The organism is Microbispora sitophila (assembly GCF_014892245.1).
Classification (GTDB): domain Bacteria; phylum Actinomycetota; class Actinomycetes; order Streptosporangiales; family Streptosporangiaceae; genus Microbispora; species Microbispora siamensis.
This window is the reverse complement of sequence record NZ_JADBGC010000014.1, coordinates 91,206-114,773: the sequence shown is the minus strand read 5'-3', so window position 1 is coordinate 114,773 and position 23,568 is coordinate 91,206. Positions and strand designations below refer to the sequence as shown.

Here is a 23,568-nt window from a genome sequence, read left to right as displayed (position 1 = left end):
CATCTCGTCGGGGAACCGGTCCCGGAGCGGTTCCCCGAGTGCCTGCCGGTTCCGTCTTGTAACCGACTGCATCGTCAGGCACTATCGGTGACCATGGAAGACGGCACTTTCGAGTCCCTCGGTAACTGCGCGGATACCGGCGTCGACGACGACGTCCTCCAATGGGACCGGCGCGCGGACTGCGAGGTGCGGCAGATCCTCGACCGTATCGCCGACAAGTGGTCGCTCCTGGTGATCGCGCTGCTCGACAAGCGGAGCCTGCGCTTCACCGAGTTGCGCCGCGCGATCGACGGGGTCAGCCAGCGGATGCTGGCCCGCACGCTGCGGCATCTCGAACGCGACGGGCTGGTGAGCCGGACGGTGCACCCGACCGTCCCGCCGCGCGTGGACTACGCGCTGACGCCGATGGGCGCGACTCTGCACGCCACCATCCGTGCCCTGGTCGTCTGGACCGAGGAGCACCAGAACGCCATCGCCGCGGCCCGCGCCGCGTACGACCGGCGCGTGGCCGCAGAGCAGGAGGCCGCCGAGCGCGCGGAGGCCGAACGCCTGGCCGTCGCCCGCGCGGCCCTGCCCATCAGGGGCTGACCGCCGGCGAAGGCGCCCGAACCAGGGCGAGCACGGGCCGCCCGGGGACGCGGTCTCAGGCCGACTCCCTCACGATGAGGCGGGTGGGCAGGATCACCGGGTCCACCGGGCCGCCTCCGTCGATGAGCGCGAGCAGCAGCCGTACGGTCTCCTCCGCGACGTCGGCGAGCGGCTGGCGGATCGTGGTGAGCGGCGGGTGCGTGGTGGCGGCGACCGACGAGTCGTCGAAGCCGCCCACGGCCACGTCGTCGGGCACCCGCCGTCCGGCCGCGCGCAGCGTGGACAGCGCGCCGGCCGCCATGAGGTCGGAGGCCACGAAGACCGCGTCGAGGGCGGGTGTGCGCTCGAGCAGCCGCGCCATCGCGCTCTCGCCGCTGAGCTGGGTCCAGTCGCCGTGCTCGATGAGCTTCCTGGAGGCCTTCCTGCCGAGCACGTCGGCGAACCCCTCCAGGCGCTGGATGCCGCCCGGGGTGTCCATCGGGCCGGTGATCGTGGCGATCTTCCTGCGGCCCTGCTCGACCAGGTGGCGGGTCATCTGCCGGGCGCCCTCGCGGTCGTCGGCCGCCGCGTAGGGGATCACGTTCTCCTTCCCGACGACGGCCCCGCAGGCGACCGCCGGGATGCGCATCGACTCCAGCTCGTCCACCATCGGGTCGCCCGCGTGTGTGGACATCAGCAGCACGCCGTCGGCGTGGCCGCCGCGCACGTAGCGCACCACGCGCTCGCGGTCGCCGTCGTCCCCGGCCAGCATGATGACCAGGGAGACGTCCCGCTCGCCGAGCCGCCTGATGGCCGTGCGGATGGTGGTGCTGTAGTTCGGGTCCTCGAAGACCTTCTCGTGCGGCTCGGACAGCACCATCACCACCGACCCGGTGCGCTGGGTGACCAGGCTGCGGGCGTTGCGGTTGACGATGTAGCCGGTCTCGGCGATGGCCCGGCGGACGGCGGCGTGGGCGGCCGGGCTCACGTACCGGTCGTCGTTGAGCACCCGGGAGACGGTGCCTCGGGAGACGCCCGCCGCCGCAGCCACGTCGTGAATGGTCGGACGCTTCACCATGGTCGTATTTTCCCCCCGCCGATCGGCGTGTTCCCCCGCGCCCATCAGCTTTTCACGGCCCCGCCGGACAGGTCCGTACGCCAGTAGCGCTGCATGGTGAGGAACAGCGCGATCAGCGGGATGAGCGACAGCATCGTCCCCGTGATGATCAGGTTGTACAGCGACGGCTGGTTGGCGCCCGCGGCGAGCAGCGTGTAGAGGCCGACCGTCAGCGGGAACCTGTGGTCGTCGCCCAGCATGATGAACGGCAGCAGGAAGTTGTTCCAGATCGCGACGAACTGGAACAGGAAGATCGTCACCATGCCCGGCGTCAGCAGCGGCAGCGCCACCTGGCGGAACAGCCGCCACTCGCCGGCCCCGTCCAGCCGGCCCGCCTCCAGCAGCGAGCCGGGTATCGCCGCCTGCGAGTAGATCCTGGCCAGATAGATGCTGTACGGGTGCAGGATCTGGGGCAGCAGCACCGACCAGTACGTGTCGGCCAGGCCGGCCTTGGAGAACAGCAGATACTGCGGGATCGCCAGCACGACCGACGGCACCAGGATGCCGCCGATGAGCAGGTTGAAGATCAGGCCGCGGCCGGGGAAGGAGTACTTCGCCAGCGTGTACCCCGAGATCGTGGACACCGCCGTCGACAGCACGGCGCCGCCCCCGGCGTACAGGACCGTGTTGAGCATCCAGAGCCAGAAGACGCCGTCGCGGTAGGCGAACAGGTCGGCCAGGTTGGACAGCAGGCCGGTGCCGGGCGCGAAGGTCGAGGTGGAGAACAGCTCGGCCTTGGACTTGGTGGCCGCGACCACCACCCAGCTCACCGGAAACAGGGTGTAGATCGCGCCCAGCACGAGCACGCCGGTCGGCACGATCCCCAGCGGTCGGCGCGCCGAAGGGCGGGCGTGCCCGCGGGTTCTCGGCAGTGCGGTGGCGGCCATCAGCTCTCCCCGAACGCGCGGTTCTTCACGACCCGCAGGAAACCGAACGACAGCACGAGGGAGATCCCGGCGATCACCATGGACGTCGCGGCGGCCGAGTACAGGTCGCCGGTGACGAACGCGTCGCGGTACACCTTCATCAAGGGGCTCCAGGTCGAGCTGATCGTGTTCGTCAGCGGCCGCAGGGTGGTCGGTTCCGTGAACACCTGGACGGTCGCGATGACGGAGAACACGGTGGTCAGGATGATCGACGGCACCAGGATCGGAATCTTGATGCGCAGCGCGATGCCCAGCTCGCTCGCGCCGTCGATCCTGGCCGCCTCGTAGTACTCCCGCGGCACGGCCCGCAGGTTCGTGTAGAGCACCAGCATGTTGAAGCCGGTGCCGCCCCAGACCGCCACGTTCGCCATCGAGAACGTCACCAGGTCGGCGCTCAGGAAGGGGTGCTCGCCGAACGGGCTGAGGCTGGGCAGGTAGAGGAAGCCCCACATCAGCGTCGCCGCCACGCCCGGCACGGCGTACGGCAGGAAGATCGAGATCCGGGTCAGGCGGGCGAGCCGCACGTGCGCCGCGTCGAGCATCAGCGCGAACACGAGGGCGAGCCCCAGCATCAGCGCGAGCACGAGGGCTCCGTACGCGATGACCCGCAGCCAACCGGCCCACAGCTCGCCGTCGCCGACGGCGGCGGCGTAGTTGGCCAGCCCGGCGAAGACCTCCGTGCGGGCCCCCTTGCCGAGGCCCAGGCCGGAGACCTTGGTGCGCCGCAGGCTCAGATAGATCGTGTAGCCGATCGGCAGGGCCATGAAGAGCGCGAACAGCGCCATCGCCGGGGCGAGGAACAGGTAGGGCACGGCGCCCGCGCGGCCGGCGCGGGCGCCCTTATTCGGAGATCGCATCGTCACTGGGCGAGGGTGAAGCCGGTCTTCTGCATGTCGGCGACGGTGGCGTCCTGCATGCTCTGGACGGCGGCGGCGAAGTCGGACTTGGCGGCGACGGCCTTGTCGAAGGCGTCCTTGTAGGCGTTGTACGTCACGCCCACATTGGGGCCGAAGGTGAAGCCGCGGGCGGAGGCGCCGATGTCGGCCGCCTGCTTCCAGAAGTCGGGCTGGTTGGAGAAGTAGTCGGGAGCGTCGGTCATCAGCGCGGCGCCCTTGGTGGAGGCCGGGTAGACCGCGCCCTCCTTGATCAGCAGCCCGAGCGCCTGCGCGTCGGTGTTCAGCCAGGTGGCGAACTTCGCGGCGGCCGCCTTGTTGGGCGACTTGGCGGCGACGGCGGTGGAAGAGCCGCCCCAGAAGCCGCTGTAGTTCTCACCCGCGTTCCACTGCGGCAGCGGGGCGATGGCCCACTTGCCCTTGGCCTTCGGCGCGTTGCTGGACAGCACGCCCGGGCCCCACACGGCCGACGGCCAGGTGAGCAGCTTGCCGTCGTTGAGCGCCTTGTTCCACTCGGGGGTGAAGTAGGGCATGCCGTCGATGACGCCCTCCTTCACCAGGCCGCCCCAGTAGGAGGCGACCTTCTTGGTGGCCTCGTCGTTCACCGCGACCTTCCATGCGTCGCCGCTGATCGACCACCACTGCGCGCCCGCCTGCTGGGCGAGCCCGGCGAACCAGCCCGGGTCCTTGCTGGAGAACGTGCCGAGGAAGACCTTGGGGTCCTTCTTGTGCACGGCGCGGGCGGTCTCGGCGTACTCGTCCCAGGTCTTCGGCACCTCGATGCCGTACTTCTCGAACAGGTCCTTCCGGTAGTAGAGCATCATCGGCCCGCTGTCCTGGGGGACCGCGTAGACGGCGTCGGTGCCGAGGGTCACCAGCCCCCAGATGCCCTCGCCGAACTCGGCCTTCGTCTGCGCGGTCTCCGCCTTGAGGTCGGCCACGGCGTCGGCGGCGACGAAGGAGGGCAGCATCTGATACTCGGCCTGGACCAGGTCGGGCGGGTTGCCCGCCTTGGCGGCGGTGAGGAACTTGGCCGCCGCGTCGTCGCCCCCCGCCTGCTTGCTGACCGTGACCTGGATGTCGGGGTGGGCCTGGTTCCACACCGCGACGATCTTGTCCATGTTCGGGACCCAGGTCCAGTAGGTCAGCTTCACCGGGCCGGCCGGCGCCGCGCTCTGGCTCGCGGCCTGGGTGGACGGCTCGTCGGAGCCGCCCGAGCAGGCCGTCGAGAGCGTGGCGGTGAGGATCGCGACCGCCGCCGCTACTAACCGGTTCACGCGCATATGTTCCTCCAGGCGGGGTGGGGAGGGGGATAAGAGGCTGAAGCGTCTGGGAGCGTTCACAGACTGAAAGGTCCCTTCCGTGCTGTCAATGGTCGTTACGCGGTTGTTAACGACCCCGGCTGATCAGCACGGATCACTCGCACCTTCTCGGCGAGACGGTTGTGCGCTACTGTGCACGTTCACAGAAGCAGAGTCGAGGGGGAGACGTGCCCGGATATCCCGTCCTGCCCGAGGGCCTCGCCTACGGCGGGGACTACAACCCCGAGCAGTGGCCGGAGGAGGTGTGGCGTGAGGACGTCCGCCTGATGCGCGAGGCCGGGGTGAACCTGGTCACCGTCGGCGTCTTCAACTGGGGACTGATCGAGCCGCAGGAGGGCGAGTACGACTTCTCCCGGCTCGACCGGATCCTCGACCTGCTGCACTCGGCCGGGGTGTACGCCGACCTCGCCACCCCCACCTCGTCGCCGCCCGCGTGGTTCCGCCGCCGCTACCCCGGCAGCCGCTTGGTGGACCGGGAGGGCCACGTGCTCGGTGGCGGCTCCCGGCACAGCTTCTGCCCCAGCTCACCCGACTACGCCGCGGCGTCCGAGCGGGTGGTCGCCACCCTCGCCGCGCGGTACGCCGGCCACCCCGCCCTGGCCATGTGGCACGTGCACAACGAGTACGGCTGGGCCAACGCCCACTGCTACTGCCCGACCTCGGCCGAGGCGTTCCGCGCCTGGCTGCGGGACAGGTACGGAGACGTGGGCGCGCTCAACGCCGCCTGGGGCACCACCTTCTGGGGCCTGACCTACGGCTCGTTCGAGGAGGTCGAGCCGCCCGTCACCGCGCCGGTCGGCCTGCTCACCGGGCTCCAGCTCGACTTCATGCGGTTCTCGGTCGACGCGCACATCGCCTGCTTCCGCAGGGAGCGTGAGACGATCCGCCGGTTCAGCGACCTGCCCGTCACGACCAACTTCATGATCCCCAACTGCAAGCCCATGGACTACTGGCGCTGGGCGGCGGAGGTCGACGTGGTCGCCAACGACCACTACCTCGACTCGGGCCGGGCCGACCCGCACATCGAGCTCGCCATGGCCGCCGACCTGACCCGATCGGTGGCCGGGGGCCGCCCCTGGATGCTGATGGAGCACTCGACGGGCGCGGTCAACTGGCAGCCGCGCAACCTCGCCAAACGGCCGGGGGAGATGCGCCGCAACACCCTCGCCCACGTGGCGCGCGGCTCGGACTCGGCGATGTTCTTCCAGTGGCGCGCCTCCCGATACGGCGCGGAGAAGTTCCACTCGGCGATGGTGCCGCACGCCGGGACCGACTCCCGGATCTGGCGCGACGTGGTCGCGCTCGGCGCGGACCTGCGCAGGCTCGCCGGGGTCAGGGGTGCGCGGGTGACGGCCGACGTCGCCGTGGTGTGGGACTGGGAGTCCTACTGGGCGCTCGAATTCGAGTGGCGGCCCTCGGCCGACCTGCGCTTCCGGGAACGGATCGAGGCCTACTACGAGGCGCTGTGGCGCGAGCACGTCACCGTCGACTTCGTCCACCCGTCGGCCGACCTGTCGCCGTACCGGCTGGTCGTCGCGCCCAGCTCCTACCTGCTCGGCGAGGCGCCGGCGAAGAACCTGCATCGCTACGTGGAGGCGGGCGGGCACCTGCTCGTGTCGTACTTTTCCGGCATCGTGGACGAGAACGACACCATCCACCCGGGGCCGTACCCCGGGGCGCTGCGCGAGGTGCTCGGCGTGGCCGTCGAGGAGTTCCACCCGCTCCGCGAGCACGAGACGGTCACGCTGTCCTCGTCCAGGACGGGCCCCTCACCCGCGACCGGCCGGATCTGGTCCGAACGCGTACGGCTCACGGGGGCGCTGGCCGTGCACGAGTTCGCCGACGGGCCGGACGCGGGGCACCCCGCCGTCACCCGCCACGACCTGGGCGCGGGCAGCGCATGGTATGTGTCCACCGCCCTGGACGCCGAGTCCGGCCTGCGCGGGCTCGTGGCCCGGGTCCTCGACCACGCGGGCGTGTCCCGGCCGCGCGGCCTGCCCGACACGCTGGAACTCGTACGGAGGGGCGACCACGTGTTCCTCATCAACCATGCCGACGAGCCGGCGACCGTGACCGGGGTGACCGGCACGGGAGTGCTCGACGGCGCGGCCTACGACGGTTCGGCGACGGTGCCCGCCGGAGGCGTCGTGGTGGTCCGCACATAAGCTCCCCCGGCGCCGCGCCGCACCTGACCGACGGCGCGGCGCCGGGGGCCCGGGGGGTTTCCGTTGACGTCCTCTCCTGACCGGAGGATCCGATGGTTCGATTCCTGACGGCCCTGCTGTGCACGGTGGGCGCGCTCCTCGCCACGGTCGTCCCGGCCGAGGCGGCGGCACCCGCGTACGCCGCGGTCCCGGACGCCGGCGGCCGGAGGCCGGGCGGCGGCCCCCCGCTCGCGATCAGGGGCGCCGACGTGTCGAGTCTCGCCAAGTCCGAGGCGCTCGGCGGGGTGTACCGCTACGCGGACGGGCGGCGGGGCGACGCGCTGGCGATCCTGCGGCACGGCGGGCTGAACTACATCCGGCTCAAGGTGTGGGTGAACCCCGCCGACGGCTACAACACCAAGACGCAGGTGCTGGCGGTCGCGAAGCGGGCCAAGGCGCTCGGCATGGGCCTGCTGGTCGACTTCCACTACTCCGACTCCTGGGCCGACCCCGGCAAGCAGAACAAGCCCGCCGCGTGGGAGTCCCTGTCGTTCGACGCGCTGAAGCAGGCGCTCCACGACCACACGTACGACGTGCTGAGCGCGCTGAAGGCGCAGGGGACGACGGCCGACATGGTGCAGGTGGGCAATGAGCTCAACGGCGGCCTGCTGTGGCCCGACGGCCGCTGGGACAACTGGCCGCAGCTCGCCGCCCTGCTCAACGCCGGGTATGACGCGGTCAAGGCGGTCTCCGGCGACACCAAGGTCGTGCTGCACCTGGCCGACGGCGGCGACAACGGCCTCTACCGGTGGTGGTTCGACAACGCCGCCGCGCACGGCGTCCGCTACGACGTCATCGGGCTGTCGTACTACCCGTACTGGCACGGCACGCTCGCCGCGTTCCAGGCGAACCTGAACGACGTCGCCGCCCGGTACGGCAAGCCGGTCGTCGTGGCCGAGACGGCCTACCCGTTCACCACGGGCGACGACGACGGCTGGGAGAACATCGTCACTTCCGCCGAGCCGTACCCCGGATATCCGGCCACCCCCGCGGGCCAGGCGGCGTTCGCCCGCGACCTGATGGACGTCGTCCGGGCGGTGCCCGGCGGGCGCGGACTGGGGGCCTTCTGGTGGGAGGCCACCTGGACCGGGGTGAAGGGCAACGGCTGGGATCCCGCCGACCCCGCGTCCGGCAACGCCTGGGAGAACCAGGCGCTGTTCGGCTTCGGCGACCGGGCGCTGCCCGCCCTGCGGGAGTTCGCCCGCCGCTGAGTAGTGAAGCTCCCTCGCCGTGACGACCTGACCTCGTGACGGCGGGGGTTCGGGGGCGTCCACCCATCCTCTCCTCGACCGGAGGACCCATGAAGAGACTCCTCGCGGCGCTCGTCCTGTGCGCCGCCGCGGTGCTCCCCGCCGCACAACCGGCGCACGCCGCCACCACACTGACCATGCTCGGCGCCGACGTCTCCTCGGTGCAGCGCTCCCTCGACCTGGGCGCGAAGTACTACGACGCGAGCGGCAACCAGAAGGACCCGCTGGACATCCTCAAGGGCATCGGCGTCAACTACGTCCGGCTGCGGATCTGGAACAACCCCGTCAGCGGCTACAACAACAAGGCCAAGGTCCTGCAGTACGCCAAGACGGTGAAGGCCAAGGGGCTGAAGCTGCTGGTCGACTTCCATTACTCGGACACCTGGGCGGATCCCGGCAAGCAGTACAAGCCGGCCGCCTGGGCGAGCCACGGCATCAGCCAGCTCCAGACCGACGTCTACAACTACACGTACGACGTGTGCTCGAGCCTCAAGGCGCAGGGCACCACCCCCGACAGCGTGCAGATCGGCAACGAGATCAACGTCGGCATGCTGTGGAACGACGGCAAGGTCGTCAACAACGACTTCACGAACCTGAGCCTGCTGCTCAAGGCCGGCTACAACGCGACCAAGGCGTGCAACTCCGGCACCCAGGTGATCATCCACACCGCGGACGCGGACAGTGACGCCAACGCCCGCTGGTTCTACGACGGCATCAAGGCCAAGGGCGTGTCCTGGGACATCACCGGCCTGTCGTACTACTGCATGTGGCACGGCACGCTGGCCAACCTGTACAACGTGATCTCGGACGTGCGCTCCCGCTACGGCAAGCCGGTCGTCGTCGCCGAGACGGCCTACCCGTTCACTCCCGACAACGCCGACGGGGAGAGCAACGCGGTCACCTCGGGCTGCTCGGGGTACGGCCTCACCTGGCAGGGACAGGGGGCCGAGTTCACGGCGGTGCAGAACACAGCCCGCAACGCGGGCGCCATCGGCGTCTTCTACTGGGAGCCGACCTGGTACGCGGTGCCCGGCAACGGCTGGGACCCGGCGAACATCAACGGCACCGGCGACCAGTGGGACAACATGGCCGTCTTCAACTGGACCGGCCACCTCAACCCCAACGTCAGGTGGGCCCCGTAACCGACCGAAGTCGAGCGGGCCGTCTCGCGGGTGCAACCCCTCGGGCGGCCCGCTCTGGTGGGTGTTTACGAACCTTGGCCGGGTCGGTCACTGCGCCGGAAGGAACCTCCGGTCCTCGCGAAGCCCGCTCCGCTGGGCCTTCGCTCCGGTCCTCGCTCCCTTCCGCTCCGCTCCCTCGAGTCCGGTGGACCTTGGTGGACAGCGCACTAGACGAACAGTTCGTCGACCGAGGTGATGACGGCGGCCTTGCGAGCCCAAGCATCCAGTTGGTTCGGGTCCTCGCACCGGCGGATCCGCTCGCGCGCATCCTCGGGAATTTCCAGGCCTCGGGCGTCCAACACCGAGAAGATCGACTTAATCTGACCTTCCGCCACCCAGTGGGAGAAGTACTTCTTGCCGAGGTCCTCGAAGTCCTGAATGGTGGTCACCATCTCCTCCAGACGCTTGATCGTCACTTCGGGTAGCGATCTGAACACGAAGTTCAAATATAGAGTCCTGCGCTCCTGATCCAGGGTCTTCAACCCTGCCGGCATCGCCTCCAGTGCAGGGCCGTCCTCGGCCTCGTCGGGGTGTGCCACGGCCGAGAGCACCGCGAGTTCCGGGCAGGCGCGGGCCTGGTCGGGGTCGGTGATCAGGGCATGCGGCTGGGGTCGATCGCCAGCGGCGTGATGGCGCCGTTCGGGCCCAGCCGGATCGTCCTCTCGCACCACCGGGCCATCGACCGGTCCGGGCAGATGACCAGCAATGCGGCGTCGCACTTGTGCTGGGATCGCAAGGTTGTGACGTAGACCGGCCAGTTGAAGCGCTTGCCGGAGTCCCGGCGCAGTTGGACCTCAACGATGACGGCCATCAGCGCTGCTCCAGTCTCGTTTCGCAGCACGACAACCGAATCGGCCCGGAACTCGATCGGCGCCTGGGTGCAGTCGACCGTCTCCACGCGGGCGGCGGCGTGCGGCGGGATGTCGACCCCCGGCATGCGACGCGGCAGTTCCAGTGCGGTCTCCGGCCGGTTGCGGATGAGTTCGAGCGGCATCTCGTGATCAATACCGGGCATGGCCGAGACATTACTGAATGATGTCAGTCAATTACTATGCGTTCGCGAAAGTGACGGTGATTGACGGCCATTAAGGGCACGGGACGGCTCAGTGCTCGGGGATGGCCTCCCATTCGCGGCAGGGGCTGAGCGGGTGGTGCTGATAGATGACGCCCACGGCGGGGCGGGACCAGCCGAGCGCGACGACGTCGCCGTCCGTGCGGGGGGCCGGCTCCCCGAGGTCGGCGGCGGTGACGGGCTGGCCGCCCGGGCCGCAGACACACTCCGGGCTGCCCTCGTGGTCGATCACGTCGTCGAGCGGCATCACGTGCACGAACCTGTCCATGTCACCTACCTTGACGGGGGATTGCGGTCACATTACCCCAAGCAGACACAAACGGGAATAACTTGGACAAATCCGGAGCAGCTCCGACCCATTGACCTTTGTTGGGATGGACGGCAAACTAACTCCACAATCGCTGGATGAGCCGATGGAGTGCCGCAATGCCGTACCGTCCCCCATTGATCGCGCGCGAGTTCTTCGTGGCGGATCCTCCAGAGCTTCCGGTGCGCGAGCCGGGCGAGGAGGGCCTGTCCGCGCTGACCAGCGCGGAGGTGGTGGCCTCCGACGGGCAGGGCGTGACGCTCAAGGGCTCCACCTCGGCGGAGGAGACGCTCGTCGTGCAGATCACGGTCGCGGGTGAGGGGGTGATCCGGGTGCGCCTGTCGGAGGACCCCGACGCGCGCACCCGGTCCTCCCGCGTGATCTCGATGGTCACCCCCGGCGAGTACGGCGAGGCCGTCGTTGAGGCGAGCCACAGCCGGGTGGTGGTCGACGCCGGGTCGCTGCGGGCCGAGGTGCGGCTGAACCCCTGGAACCTGCGCTTCACCGACCGGGCCGGCCGGACGCTGGTGGAGCAGGACCCGGGCCACCCCGACATCAGCGGCCGGCTGCGCACGCTGCCGTTCGGCCGCTCCGCCGTGGACGGCGCCCCCGTCGCCTACCACGACACGTTCGTGGCCCCGGCCGACGAGGCGTTCGGCGGCTTCGGCGAGTCGTTCACGCCGCTCGACAAGCGCGGCCAGCGCCCGCTCATGTGGAACTTCGACGCGTTCGGCGCCGAGTCACAGCGCGCGTACAAGAACGTGCCCTTCTACCTGTCCAGCAGGGGATACGGCATCTGCGTCGACAGCGGCACGCCGGTCGAGTTCGACATGTGCCAGTCCACCCACAGCGCCGTGCAGATCATCGTGCCCGACGACCTCATCGACTACTACGTGATCGCGGGGCCGACCCCCGCCGAGATCCTCGACCGGTTCGACGGGCTGACCTCCCGGCCGGAACTGCCGCCGAAGTGGGCGTTCGGCACCTGGATCTCCTCGGGCTTCTTCCGGGACAGCCAGGAGCGCGTACTCGAGCGCGCCAGGAAGATCAGGGAGCGCGGGATCCCCTGCGACGTGCTCCACCTCGACTGCTACTGGCAGGCGGACGGGCACTGGTCCGACCTCCAGTGGGACCCCGAGACGTTCCCCGACCCGGCGGGCATGCTCGCCACGCTGAAGGAGCAGGGCTTCAAGGTCTGCCTCTGGATGAACTCCTACATCTCGCACCTCAGCCCGGCCTTCGCGGAGGCGGCGGAGAAGGGCTACTTCCTCAAGCGGCCCGACGGCGAGACGTACGTCGCCGACACCTGGCACGGCTCCTACCCGGCCTGCGGCATCGTCGACTTCACCAACCCGGAGGCGGTGGAGTGGTTCAAGGGCCTGCTGCGCGACCGCCTGCGCGAGGGCGTGGCGGCGTTCAAGACCGACTTCGCCGAGGGCGTCCCGGCCGACGCCGTGGCCTTCAACGGCATGACCGGCACCGAGTTGCACAACGTCTACACGCTGCTGTTCAACGACATCGTCGCGGAGGTGACCCGCGAGGCGAACGGGCACGGCCTGGTCTGGGCCCGCTCGTCCTACCTCGGTGGCCAGCGTCACTCGGCCCAGTGGAGCGGCGACGTGGACACCACCTACTCCGCGATGGGCAGCACGATCAGGGGCGGGCTGTCGCACGGCCTGTCCGGCATCCCCTTCTGGAGCCACGACGCGGGCGGCTTCACCGGCACGCCCAGCCCGGACCTCTACATCCGCTGGTCGCAGTTCGCCGCGCTGTCCCCGCTCGTACGGTTCCACGGCACGACCACCCGGGAGCCCTGGGAGTTCCCGCCGCACGCCGAGCAGGCCGCCGTCGAGGCCCTGCGGCTGCGCTACCGGCTCATGCCGTACATCTATTCGGCGGCCGTCACCGCGGCCGAGACGGGCGCGCCGATGCTGCGCGCGCTGTGCGTCGACTACCCGGACGACCCGGTGGCCTGGCAGGCGGACCTGGAGTACCTTCTCGGCACCGACCTGCTCGTGGCCCCGATGACCTCCGCCGACGGCACCCGGAAGGTCTACCTGCCCTCGGGGGTGTGGGTGGACTACTGGACGGGTGAGGCCGTCGACGGCGGGCGTTACGTCACGGTGTCGCCGCCGCTCGACCAGATCCCCCTGTTCGTACGGCACGGCTCGCTGATCCCGGTCACCGAGCCCGGCGACACGGTGGCCGACGACCCCCGGGTCTCGCTGCTCGCCTTCGGCCTGCCGGAGCGCGAGAGCCGTACGACGATCAGGGACCTGGACGGGGACACGAGGGTCACGGCGGTGCGGGACGGCGACAGGCTGGTCGTCACCGCCGAGGGCCCCAAGCAGATCGACGGCGTCGAGTTCGTCGGCCCCGGCGCCGCGGTCGTCATCAACTAGACAAAACCCCCTGGAGAAAGACCATGTTCAGAGTAGGCAGGAGCGCGGCGGTGGCGGCACTGGCTGCGGCCGCGCTGGCGCTCAGCGCGTGCGGTGGATCCTCTGACGATTCCGATAGCGGCAGCGGCGGCTCCGCGGAGGGCAAGACCCTCACCCTCTGGCACTACGAGACCGGCAACAGCGCCATGGGCACCGCCTGGGCCCAGGCGATGAAGGAGTTCGAGGCGAGCCACCCCGGCGTCAAGGTGAAGTTCGAGGAGAAGGGCTTCGAGCAGATCCAGAAGACGGCGTCCATGGTGCTCAACTCCGATGAGGCGCCCGACATCATGGAGTACAACAAGGGCAACGCCACGGCCGGTCAGCTGTCCAAGCAGGGCCTGCTCACCGACCTGACGGAGCAGGCGACCAAGCGCGGCTGGGACAAGCTGCTCAGCCCGTCGCTGCAGACCACCGCGAAGTATGACGAGCGGGGCATCATGGGCTCGGGCAAGTGGTTCGGCGTGCCGAACTACGGCGAGTACGTGATGGTCTACTACAACAAGGACATGTTCGATAAGGCGGGCGTCAAGGTGCCCACCACGTTCGACGAGTTCACCGCCGCGCTCGACGCGTTCGCGAAGAAGGGGACCACCCCGATCGCGATGGCGGGCGCCGAGTACCCCGCCCAGCAGCTGTTCTACCTGCTCGCGCTGAACAAGGCCAACCGCGCCTGGATCGACTCCTTCGAGCTCTACAAGGGCAAGGTGGACTTCCACGGTCCCGAGTTCACCTACGCGGCCCAGACCTTCTCCGACTGGGTGAAGAAGGGCTACATCAGCAAGGACTCGGCCGGTATGAAGGCCGAGGACATGGGCGTGGCCTTCATCGGCGGCAAGTTTCCGATCATGGTGTCGGGCAGCTGGTGGTTCGGCCGCATGGCGGAGGAGATCAAGGACTTCAAGTGGGGCTCGTTCCTGTGGCCCGGCCAGTTCGCCCCAGGCTCCAGCGGCAACCTGTGGGTCGTCCCCGAGAAGTCCAAGAACAAGGACCTCGCCTACGACTTCATCGACATCACGATGAAGAAGGAGATCCAGAACCTGCTCGGCAACTCGGGCGGCGTCCCGGTCGCGGCCGACCCGTCGGCGATCACCGACGCGCAGAACAAGGAGCTGATCGAGAACTTCAACAAGCTCTCGACGCAGGACGGCCTGGCCTTCTACCCTGACTGGCCGGCGCCCGGCTACTACGACGTGCTCGTCGCCGGCATCCAGGAGCTGATCAACGGCAGCAAGAAGCCGGAAGAGGTCCTGGACGAGATCGCCCAGCCGTACAACGACAACCTGGCCGACATCGGCAACTAGTGCGCTGTCCGCAAACGTTCACCGGGATCGAGGGATCGGAGCGGAAGGGAGCGAGGACCGGAGCGAAGGCCCAGACCGGGCCCCGCGGAAATTCCGAGCTTGCGAGGAATTTCCGCGGGTGGAGCGGAGCGGGCTTCGTGAGGACCGCAGGTTCCTTCCGGCGCAGTGACCGACCCGGCCAAGGTTCGTGGACATCCCACCAGGCCGAGGGTGGGTCCCCGGGCATGGGGACCCGCCTTTCCCTCCGACCCCGGCGGCGGGGCTGCCTGACCGGTCCCCGCCGCCGGGCCCCTTCTGGAAAGGTCTGAACATGGCACCACCCGGCGCGGGCGCGGCCCGCCCGCGCGGGAGGGGCGGCTACTGGCTCTACCTGGTTCCGAGCCTGGTGCTGTTCCTTGCGATCATCGTCGTCCCGTTCCTGATGAACGTGGCGACGAGCTTCACCCGCTGGTCCGGCGTCGGCACCCCAACCTGGATCGGGCTCGACAACTACACGAAGCTGTTCAAGGACGAGCGTTTCTGGGCGTCCTTCGAGCACAACGTCGCACTGATCATCGCGATGGCCGTGGTGCCGACGATCATCGGCCTGGTGCTCGCCGCCGCGCTGTTCGACTACATCGCCAAGAGGTTCGGCGGGCGTACGGCCTCGGCCCTCCGTGCGGCGTTCTACCTGCCGCAGGTGCTGCCCGTCGCGGTGGCCGGGGTGGTCTGGGGCTGGATGCTCCACCCGTCGTACGGCGCGGTGAACCAGATCTTCGGGCTCAAGGTCAACTGGCTGGGCGACCCCGACATCGCGCTGGCGACGGTCATGGCGATCATGGTGTGGTTCCAGCTCGGCTACCCGGTCGTCATCTTCATGGCCGGGCTCCAGCGGGTCGATCCCTCGCTGTACGAGGCGGCCGAGATCGACGGCGCCTCGTGGTGGCGCAGGTTCTGGCACATCACGATCCCGCAGATCCGGCCGGAGATCTTCGTGGTGCTGCTGACCTGCACGATCGCGGCGCTCAAGGTGTTCGGGCCGATCTTCGTGCTCACCAGGGGAGGACCCGGCTCCGCGACCATGGTGCCGTCGTATTTCTCCTATCTGAACTTCTTCCAGAAGGTCAACGTCGGGTACGGCTCGGCGATCGCGACCGTGCTCGCCCTGATCATCGTCGTGGTGACCTTCCTCTTCCTGCGGGTGCAGGAGCGGGACCAGGAGAGTGACTCGTGAACGCCGATCGCACCTTCCGCCAGCCGGGACGGTGGGCCGTGCTCGCGGCGCTGGTCGTGCTCGCGGTCGTGATGCTCTTCCCCTTCGTCATCGTCACGCTCAACGCGTTCAAGTCCCCGGCCGAATACTCCTCGGGCGGTCCGCTGAGCCTGCCCCACGGGCTCTACCTCGACGGGATCGTCGCCTTCTGGGACCGCGTCGACTTCGGCCTGAAGCTGTGGAACAGCCTCCTGATCAGCGGCGTCGTCGCGGTCGCCGCGGTGGTGCTGTCGGTGCTCAACGCGTACGCGCTGGGCATCGGCAAGGTCCGCGGCCGGCTGTGGATCCTCGTGCTCTTCCTGGTCGCCAACACGCTGCCGCAGGAGGCGCTGGTCTACCCGCTCTACTACCTGTCGAAGGAGGTGGGGCTGTACGACTCGAAGCTCGCCGTCATCCTGATCTTCACGGTGATCCAGGCGGCCTTCGGGACCTACCTGCTCTCGTCTGTGCTCGGGCAGTTCCCCCGGGGGATCCTGGAGGCGGCCGAGCTCGACGGCGCCAGCAGGTGGCGGATGCTGTGGGGCATCGTCGTGCCCATCAGCCGCCCGACCCTCTCGGTGCTGCTCATCTTCTTCTTCATCTGGACGTGGAACGAGTTCTTCCTGCCGATGGTGTTCCTCATCTCCAACGACAACCAGACCGTGCCGGTCGCCCTGGGCGTCCTGCAGGGCGAGAAGATGATGGACGCCACCATGTCCAGCGCGTCCGCGCTGCTCGGCATCATCCCCGCCGTGGCCTTCTTCCTGATCTTCCAGCGCACGCTGACCCGTGGCATCACGGTCGGCGCGATCAAGTAAAACCCCCAAGTAACGCGTCACTACCTGACCTGGAGGCGCAATGTCCCATCGCCGTTCGGCGATGCTGTCCGCGTCGGCCGCCCTGGCTCTGGCACTGAGCCTGGGCGCCGGCCCCGCGAGGGCGGCCGACGACTATCCGTTCCGGAACCCGTCGCTGCCGCTCGCCCAGCGCATCGACGACCTGCTCGGCCGGCTCACGCTGGACGAGAAGGTGGCGATGCTGCACCAGTACGCCCCCGCGATCGACCGTCTCGGCATCAAGATGTTCAAGACGGGCACCGAGGCGCTGCACGGCGTCGCCTGGTCGACCGACTACACCAACAACGGCGCCGTGGTCACCGCCAAGGGCACCGTGTTCCCCCAGGCGGTCGGCCTGGCCAGCACCTGGGACACGGCCCTGATCAAGCGGGTCGGCTCCGCCGTCGGCGACGAGGCCCGCGGCTACCACGCCGAGAACCCCACCGTGTGGGGGCTCAACCTCTGGGCGCCCGTGGTCAACCTGCTGCGCGACCCCCGCTGGGGACGCAACGAGGAGGGCTACTCGGAGGACCCGACGCTGACCGGCGCCATCTCCACCGCGTACGGCTCGGGCCTGCAGGGCGACGACCCCGACCACCTGAAGACGGCGCCCACGCTGAAGCACTACCTGGCCAACAACAACGAGGTGACCCGCGACACCTCCTCGTCGGAGCTGCCGCCCCGGGTGAAGCACGAGTACGACGAGGCGGCCTTCAAACCGGCCATCGAGGCCGACGCGGCGACCGGCGTGATGGCGTCGTACAACCTCGTCAACGGCCGGCCGAACACGGTCAACCCCGACCTGAACGACGTGGTCCGCTCGTGGACCGGCCGGACGCTGTTCAACGTCACCGACGCCGGCGCGCCGAACAACCTGGTCAACTCCGAGAAGTACTACGCCACCCAGGCCGAGGCCGACGCCGCGCTGATCAAGGCGGGGCTCGACAGCTTCACCGTGGACGACACCAACGGCGCTCCGACGGTCGCGGCCGTCAAGGAGGCGCTGTCGAAGGGGCTGCTCTCGCAGGCGGACGTCGACAACGCGGTCCGGCACCAGCTCAGCATCCGCTTCCGGCTCGGCGAGTTCGACCCCGACGGCGGGCCGTACGCGAAGATCACCAAGGACGTGGTCAACAGCCCGGCGAACCAGAAGCTGGCCCGCGAGACCGCGGCCAAGGCGATGGTGCTGCTGAAGAACTCCGGCGGTGCGCTGCCGCTGAAGCCCGGCAAGAAGGTCGCCGTGGTCGGCCCGCTGGCCAACGTGCTCTACACCGACTGGTATTCGGGCAGCCTGCCGTACAAGGTGACACCGCTCGACGGGATCAAGGAGCGAGCGGGGTCGGTGGCCTCCTCCGAGGGCGTCGACCGCATCGCGCTCAAGGACGTCGCCACCGGCAAGTACATCAGCGCACCCGCCGCCGGCGGCGACCTCAGGGAGAGCGCCACCTCGGCCGGCGCCACCGAGCAGTTCGACGCGTTCGACTGGGGTCAGGGCGTGCTGACGCTGCGCAGCGTGGCCAACGGCAAGTACGTCAGCCGGGCCAACTGGTCCACGCTGGCCAACACCGCCGACCAGCCGTCCGGCTGGTTCGTGCAGGAGCAGTTCACGCTGGAGCCGCAGTCCGACGGCACCTCTCTGCTGCGGTACGCCGGCTACGAGACGGCCTACGACTGGTTCGGGCCGAACAAGTACGTCAAGGCGGCGGCCGACGGCACGCTCAGCCTGACCACGGCCGACCAGGCCACGCACTACGCCAAGGAGGTCGTCTCCAGGGGCGTGGACGACGCCGTCGCCAAGGCCAAGGCCGCCGACGTGGTGGTCGTCGTGGTCGGCAGCATGCCGTTCATCAACGGCCGCGAGGACCACGACCGCACCGACATGAACCTCGCCGAGGGCCAGGAGGCGCTGGTCAAGGCCGTGAAGGCGGCCAATCCGAACACGGTGGTGGTGCTGGAGAACAGCTACCCGACCACGATCAACTGGGAGCAGGACAACGTCCCGGCCATCCTGTGGACCACCCACGCGGGCGCCGAGACCGGGCACGCCCTCGCCGACGTGCTGTACGGCGACGTCAACCCGGCCGGGCGGCTCACGCAGACGTGGTATCGGTCGGCCGACGAGCTGCCGGGCATCCTCGACTACGACATCGTCAAGAAGGACCGGACGTACCTGTACTACCAGGGCAAGCCGCTCTACCCGTTCGGGTACGGCCTGTCGTACACGTCGTTCTCCTACCAGGGCCTGAAGGCGGCGCGGAAGGGCGACGCGTACGAGGTCTCGGTGAAGGTGACCAACACCGGCTCCCGGACCGGCGACGAGGTCGTGCAGCTCTACACCCACCAGCAGCGCTCGCGGGTGAAGCAGCCGGTCAAGCAGCTTCGCGCGTTCCAGCGGGTGACGCTGGCGCCGGGGCAGACCAAGACGGTCGCCTTCGACGTCAAGAAGAGCGACCTCGCGTTCTGGGACGTCACGCGGAACACGTGGACCGTCGAGAACGCGACCCACGACGTGCTCGTGGGCTCGTCCTCGGCGAACATCCGCCAGCGGGCGACGATCAACGTCAAGGGTGAGAACATCCCGCACCGCGACCTGTCGAAGACCACCCGGGCGGTCGACTTCGACGACTACTCGGGCATCCACCTGGTCGACGAGACCAAGGTGCGCGGTGACGCGGTGGCGGGCGCGAACGGCGGCTGGATCGCGTTCAAGGACGTCCAGCTCCGCAAGCCCCGCACGGTGACGGCCGGCGTGGCCTCCGCGGGCGGCGGGACCGTCGAGGTGCGCCTCGGCTCGCCGACCGGCGCGAAGGTGGCCACGATCCCGGTCGCCGCGACCGGCGGGATCTACAACTGGGCCACCGCGTCCGCTCCCGTGTCCGGCGCGAACGGCGTGAAGGACGTCTACCTGGTCTTCACCGGCGACGTCCGGATCAAGGACCTCACGCTGAGCTGAGGCTCCCCCCGGAGGACAACGGACGCCCCGCGCGTGTGCGCGGGGCGTCCGCACGCGCGGGCGGTCAGCCGGGCGCCAGCACGTCCGTCGCCTTGTGGTCCTCGTCCACCCCGCTGATGAGCACGGCGTCACCGGAGGAGTTGCGGGTGCGCAGCGGCAGGATCTCCTGGTAGGCGGGCGACCGGTACCAGGCCCTCGCCCTGTCGAGGTCGGGGAACTCGATGACGATGAGGGTGTGCGTCCAGGCGCCCTCCAGCACCTCGGGCTCGCCCCCGTGGATGATGAAACGGCCGCCGAACGGCTCCAGCGTGGCGTCGATGCGCCGCAGGTACTCCGCGATGTCCGCCCCCAGTCTGACGTCGCGGAGCTGGGCGATGGCGTAGGCGGGCATGGCCTCTCCTGTGTCGAGTGCGGTGCGCCGGTGTGGGCGCGTCCTCCCTATGGCTCGAGCATGCCCCGGACGGGTCACGGAGACGATGACGCGTGAGGTAATCGCCGGACGGCGGCGCGTTCACGGTGAGGCCGGTTCCGCGCGCGGCGGGCGTATCGATCACGCTTTCGCTATTCTCCCCGATATGGCCGAATCGCTGAGGGGGACGCTGGCCTCGCGATACCACCTGCTGCGCCCGCTGGGCTCCGGCGGCATGGGCACGGTGTGGCTGGCCAGGGACTCCGTGCTCGACCGCGAGGTGGCGATCAAGGAACTCCGCCTCCCGGACGGCCTCGGCGAGCGCGAGCGGGCCGAACTGATCGCCAGGGTCATGCGCGAGGCGGAGGTCACCGCGCGCGTCCGGCATCCCGGGATCGTCGCCCTCCACGACGTGCTCCTTCAAGACGGCAGGCCATGGATCGTCATGGAGCTGCTCCACGGCCACGATCTCGCCCGGCAGATCGCCGCGTACGGGCCGCTGCCGTACCGGCAGGTGGCGGACCTCGGCGCCCGCCTGCTCGACGCGCTGTCGGCCACGCACGCCCGGGGCGTGCAGCACCGGGACGTCAAGCCGGGCAACGTCTTCCTCTCCGCCGACGGCCGGGTGCTGCTCACGGACTTCGGCATCGCCCGCCCGGCCGACCAGGCGTCGATCACCGAGGCCGGCCTGCTGGTCGGCTCACCGGGATTCATCGCCCCGGAACGGCTCGCGGGCGAGCCCGGCGGCCCGGCCGCCGACCTGTGGTCGCTCGCCGCCACCCTCTATACGGCCGCCGAGGGAGTCGCCCCTTACCAGGGCACGCATTCCGAGGTGATCCGGGCGACCCTCACCCAGGCTCCCCGTCCGCCGGTGCTCGCGGGACCGCTCGGCCCGGTGCTGACGTGGATGATGGCGCGGGATCCGGCCGCCCGCCCCGTAGCGGCGACCGCGCTCACGCTGCTGCGGCAGGTGGCCGACGGCGGCACTCCGGACCTTGATTCCCGGCACGGGCTGCGGATCGAGTCGCCGAAAGGGCGTCCCCGGTGGTGGTTCGCGGCCGGGGCCGCCGCCGTGGTGGGCGTCGCGGTCGCCGTGGCGGCGGTCGTGTTCTCCGTCAGGGCGGGCGAACCGCCCCACGACCCCGTACGCCGGGTCTCGCCCACCTTCGACAGCGCCGTGGACCTGTGCCGCGCGCTGCCGGCCGAGGAGGTGCGGCGGATCGTGGGCGCTTCCGCGCAGGCCCGGCCGGGGAAGACGAGCTGCCAGTGGACCGTGAAGGGCAGCGGCGTCGAACTGAGCGCCGAGACCGACTCCGACACCCCCGAGCCGTGGGCGCTCGACACGGCCTCGGCGACCACGCTCATGGAAGGGCTGCGCAGGCAGTACGCGTCGGGGCCGCGCGACGTGAGCTGGCTCTGGTACGAGATCGGCCTCGACCAGAGGACCCAGGCCATCCAGACGGCCGGACGGGAGACGCCGGATGTGGCCGACGAGGCGTTCGCCGTCGACCTCACCACACCGGAGGGCAGGGCACAGGCCGCCGACGTGTACTTCAGGCTCGGCGACCTCGTCGTCCGGCTCCGGTACGCCGATCTCGACGTGAGCTCCCCGGCCGTCCTGCGGGACCGGGCGATCGCGTCGGCGGCGTCGGCGGCCGAGGGCCTGAGGGGGCTGGCCTAGCCGTGGACCTGCTCGCCGGGCGGTACCGCCTCGCCGAACCGCTCGGCGAGGGCGGCGGCGGCACGGTCTGGCGCGCCCACGACGAGCTGCTGCGCCGGGAGGTGGCGATCAAGCAGCTGCGCGTCCCGCCGGACCTGGACGACCGGCAGCGCGCCGACTTCCTCGGCAGAGCCGTCGAGGAGGCCCGGGCGGCCGGACGGCTCACCCACCCGTCCATCGTGACGGTCCACGACGTCGTCGGGCACGCCGGGCAGCCGTGGATCGTCATGGACCTGGTGCCGGGCCGCTCCCTCGACAAGATCATCCGGGAGGACGGGCCGCTCGCCTCGGAACGCGTGGCCGAGATCGGGCTGGCCGTGCTCGACGCGCTGGAGGCGGCCCACGCCCGGGGCATCCTGCACCGCGACGTCAAACCGGCCAACGTCCTCATCGGGCCGGACGGCCGCGCCCTGCTCACCGACTTCGGGATCGCCGCGCCGGTCGGCGGCGCAGGGCACTCCTGGCAGAGCTCGGCGGGCTCGCCCAACTACATGGCCCCGGAACGGTTCCGCGACGAGCCGGACGGCCCGCCCTCCGACCTGTGGTCCCTCGGGGCCACGCTCTACACCGCCGTCGAGGGGGAGCCGCCCTTCCACCGGAGCATGGCCGCCGCGCTCGTGGCCGCCGTTCTGCTCCACGAGCCCCGGCCGATGACCCGGGCCTCGCGGGTGCTCGCATGGATCGTGCTCGCGCTGCTCGACAAGGATCCGGCGCGGCGTCCGCCGCCCGACGTCATACGGCAGGCCCTGCGGGCCGCCGCCGCGCCGCCCGCCCCGGCTCCCGCTCCCACCGGCCGGCCCGCCGGAATGTGGCGCTTCGTCGCCGTGGCGGCCCTGGTGGTCGTGGTGGGCCTCGCGGCGGGCCTGGGCGCATGGCTTCTCGTGTCCGGGAAACAGGGCGGCTCGGGGCGGTTCGCCGCCGTCCCCGACGCCTGCCGCAGCCTGACCGGCGCGCAGATCCGCGACCTCCTCGGCGCCACGCCACGTGGGGAACCCGCCACCGAGGGGCGATGTGAGTGGAAGGAGCACACCACCGGCCACGACGGGACGATCACGGTCGGATACCGGTTGCCGGCCGAGGGAGAGGGGGAGGCGGCTGCCTCCCGCGACCTCGCGGCGGAGCGGGCCGCGCGAGGCGCCGCCGCACGCGACCGGCCCGGGATCGCCGACGAGGCCTTCACCTGTGACTCCTCCGACCCCGCCGCCGGGACCACCGGGGCCACGGTCTGGTTCCGCCTCAGCAATCTCATCGTCGAGGTCGCCTACCGCCGCGCCGGTGACCCCTCGGTCACCCCGGCCGACCGGCGCACGGCCGAGCGCGCCGCCGAACTCGTCGGCATCGGGCTCGGGTGACCTCCCGCTCTGCATCTGTAGGAGACCCCCATGACCAGCGGTGACGACGCCCCCGTCGAGCCCGGCGAGACGCCTCCCCGGGAGGACCGCCCCCGGCAGGGCATGCCGCCGTACCCGCCGCAGGGCCACCCCCGCCCGGGGGTTCCGCCCTACCCGCCTCCGTACGGCCCGCCGCCCGGTCCCCAGCCCGGTCCCCAGGCTGGTCCACAACAGGGTGCCCAGCCCGGACCTCCGCCCGGGGTCCCGGCTGGTCAGCCGCCCCAGCCGGGTCCGTATCCCGGTCAGCAGCCTCAGCCGAGTGCGTACCCCGGTCAGCAGCCTCAGCCGAGTGCGTACCCCGGTCAGCAGCCTCAGCCGAGTGCGTACCCCGGTCCCCAGCCGGGCGCGTACCCCGGATCCCCGCCCGGGCCACAGTGGCAGCCTGGCGCGTATCCCGCCGGTCCCCAGCCCGGGCCGCAGGCGCAGCCGCAGCCTGGCGCGTATCCG

Annotated in this window: 19 protein-coding genes; 11 read left to right on the top strand and 8 right to left on the bottom strand. The window is 70.1% G+C overall.

Annotated elements, in window-relative coordinates; genetic code table 11:
• Positions 1 to 93: 93 nt before the first annotated feature.
• On the top strand, positions 94 to 588 hold the full coding sequence (locus tag IL992_RS25480) for a winged helix-turn-helix transcriptional regulator (RefSeq protein ID WP_193205897.1): 495 nt from the start codon (positions 94 to 96) through the stop codon (positions 586 to 588).
• A 55-nt stretch (positions 589 to 643) separates the two neighbouring features.
• On the opposite strand, the gene IL992_RS25475 is transcribed toward IL992_RS25480, so the two are convergent.
• From IL992_RS25475 to IL992_RS25460, 4 genes are read right to left on the bottom strand one after another with little or no spacing between them, the layout of a single operon-like run.
• Positions 644 to 1,645: a LacI family DNA-binding transcriptional regulator gene (locus tag IL992_RS25475; RefSeq protein ID WP_193205896.1), complete on the bottom strand. Its 1,002-nt coding sequence runs from the start codon at positions 1,643 to 1,645 to the stop codon at positions 644 to 646.
• Positions 1,646 to 1,689: 44 nt separating this feature from the next.
• Complete coding sequence (locus IL992_RS25470) at positions 1,690 to 2,571, bottom strand: carbohydrate ABC transporter permease (protein ID WP_193205895.1); 882 nt, start codon at positions 2,569 to 2,571, stop codon at positions 1,690 to 1,692.
• Entirely contained in the window at positions 2,571 to 3,467 is an 897-nt protein-coding gene (locus IL992_RS25465; RefSeq protein ID WP_193205894.1) for a carbohydrate ABC transporter permease, read from the bottom strand. The genes IL992_RS25470 and IL992_RS25465 overlap by 1 nt, the downstream gene beginning before the upstream one ends.
• A gap of 2 nt (positions 3,468 to 3,469) precedes the next feature.
• On the bottom strand, positions 3,470 to 4,786 hold the full coding sequence (locus IL992_RS25460) for an ABC transporter substrate-binding protein (protein WP_193205893.1): 1,317 nt from the start codon (positions 4,784 to 4,786) through the stop codon (positions 3,470 to 3,472).
• Positions 4,787 to 4,992: 206 nt separating this feature from the next.
• On the opposite strand from IL992_RS25460, the gene IL992_RS25455 reads away from it, so the two are divergent.
• The 3 genes from IL992_RS25455 to IL992_RS25445 all read left to right on the top strand — a co-directional run bounded on the left by IL992_RS25455 (position 4,993) and on the right by IL992_RS25445 (position 9,421).
• Positions 4,993 to 6,990 (top strand): beta-galactosidase, encoded by a 1,998-nt coding sequence (locus IL992_RS25455; protein WP_319018817.1) that lies wholly within the window; start codon positions 4,993 to 4,995, stop codon positions 6,988 to 6,990.
• Between the two features lie 92 nt (positions 6,991 to 7,082).
• On the top strand, positions 7,083 to 8,240 hold the full coding sequence (locus IL992_RS25450) for a glycoside hydrolase family 53 protein (RefSeq protein ID WP_193205892.1): 1,158 nt from the start codon (positions 7,083 to 7,085) through the stop codon (positions 8,238 to 8,240).
• Between the two features lie 89 nt (positions 8,241 to 8,329).
• On the top strand, positions 8,330 to 9,421 hold the full coding sequence (locus IL992_RS25445; protein ID WP_193205891.1) for a glycoside hydrolase family 53 protein: 1,092 nt from the start codon (positions 8,330 to 8,332) through the stop codon (positions 9,419 to 9,421).
• 206 nt (positions 9,422 to 9,627) lie between these two features.
• Here IL992_RS25445 and IL992_RS25440 read toward each other — a convergent pair whose 3' ends face one another.
• The 3 genes from IL992_RS25440 to IL992_RS25430 form a co-directional block, all read right to left on the bottom strand.
• Entirely contained in the window at positions 9,628 to 10,131 is a 504-nt protein-coding gene (locus tag IL992_RS25440) for a hypothetical protein (protein ID WP_193205890.1), read from the bottom strand.
• Positions 10,053 to 10,475, bottom strand: a complete 423-nt coding sequence (locus IL992_RS25435; protein WP_193205889.1) for a hypothetical protein — start codon at positions 10,473 to 10,475, stop codon at positions 10,053 to 10,055. Before IL992_RS25435 ends, IL992_RS25440 begins: the two co-directional genes overlap by 79 nt.
• Positions 10,476 to 10,563: 88 nt before the next feature.
• Complete coding sequence (locus IL992_RS25430; RefSeq protein WP_193205888.1) at positions 10,564 to 10,800, bottom strand: hypothetical protein; 237 nt, start codon at positions 10,798 to 10,800, stop codon at positions 10,564 to 10,566.
• 158 nt (positions 10,801 to 10,958) lie between these two features.
• Between IL992_RS25430 and IL992_RS25425 the strand changes: the two genes are divergently transcribed.
• The 5 genes from IL992_RS25425 to IL992_RS25405 all read left to right on the top strand — a co-directional run bounded on the left by IL992_RS25425 (position 10,959) and on the right by IL992_RS25405 (position 19,601).
• The gene (locus IL992_RS25425; protein WP_193205887.1) at positions 10,959 to 13,241 is read left to right on the top strand and encodes a TIM-barrel domain-containing protein; all 2,283 of its coding nucleotides are present in this window, start codon (positions 10,959 to 10,961) and stop codon (positions 13,239 to 13,241) included.
• Between the two features lie 50 nt (positions 13,242 to 13,291).
• A complete protein-coding gene (locus IL992_RS25420; protein ID WP_319018816.1) occupies positions 13,292 to 14,581 on the top strand; it encodes an ABC transporter substrate-binding protein in 1,290 nt (429 codons plus the stop codon).
• 310 nt (positions 14,582 to 14,891) lie between these two features.
• Positions 14,892 to 15,794, top strand: a complete 903-nt coding sequence (locus IL992_RS25415) for a carbohydrate ABC transporter permease (protein WP_193205885.1) — start codon at positions 14,892 to 14,894, stop codon at positions 15,792 to 15,794.
• Positions 15,791 to 16,630, top strand: coding sequence for a carbohydrate ABC transporter permease (locus IL992_RS25410; RefSeq protein ID WP_319018815.1), 840 nt, complete (start codon positions 15,791 to 15,793; stop codon positions 16,628 to 16,630). Before IL992_RS25415 ends, IL992_RS25410 begins: the two co-directional genes overlap by 4 nt.
• Before the next feature lie 40 nt (positions 16,631 to 16,670).
• Positions 16,671 to 19,601: a glycoside hydrolase family 3 protein gene (locus tag IL992_RS25405; RefSeq protein WP_193205884.1), complete on the top strand. Its 2,931-nt coding sequence runs from the start codon at positions 16,671 to 16,673 to the stop codon at positions 19,599 to 19,601.
• Positions 19,602 to 19,665: 64 nt separating this feature from the next.
• Here the strand turns inward: IL992_RS25405 and IL992_RS25400 are convergent, their stop codons facing one another.
• Positions 19,666 to 19,992, bottom strand: a complete 327-nt coding sequence (locus tag IL992_RS25400) for a DUF1330 domain-containing protein (protein WP_193205883.1) — start codon at positions 19,990 to 19,992, stop codon at positions 19,666 to 19,668.
• Between the two features lie 184 nt (positions 19,993 to 20,176).
• Here IL992_RS25400 and IL992_RS25395 point away from each other — a divergent pair, with 184 nt between their 5' ends.
• A complete protein-coding gene (locus IL992_RS25395) occupies positions 20,177 to 21,691 on the top strand; it encodes a serine/threonine-protein kinase (protein WP_193205882.1) in 1,515 nt (504 codons plus the stop codon).
• Positions 21,692 to 21,693: 2 nt separating this feature from the next.
• Complete coding sequence (locus tag IL992_RS25390; protein WP_193205881.1) at positions 21,694 to 23,082, top strand: serine/threonine-protein kinase; 1,389 nt, start codon at positions 21,694 to 21,696, stop codon at positions 23,080 to 23,082.
• The last annotated feature ends 486 nt before the right edge of the window (positions 23,083 to 23,568 follow it).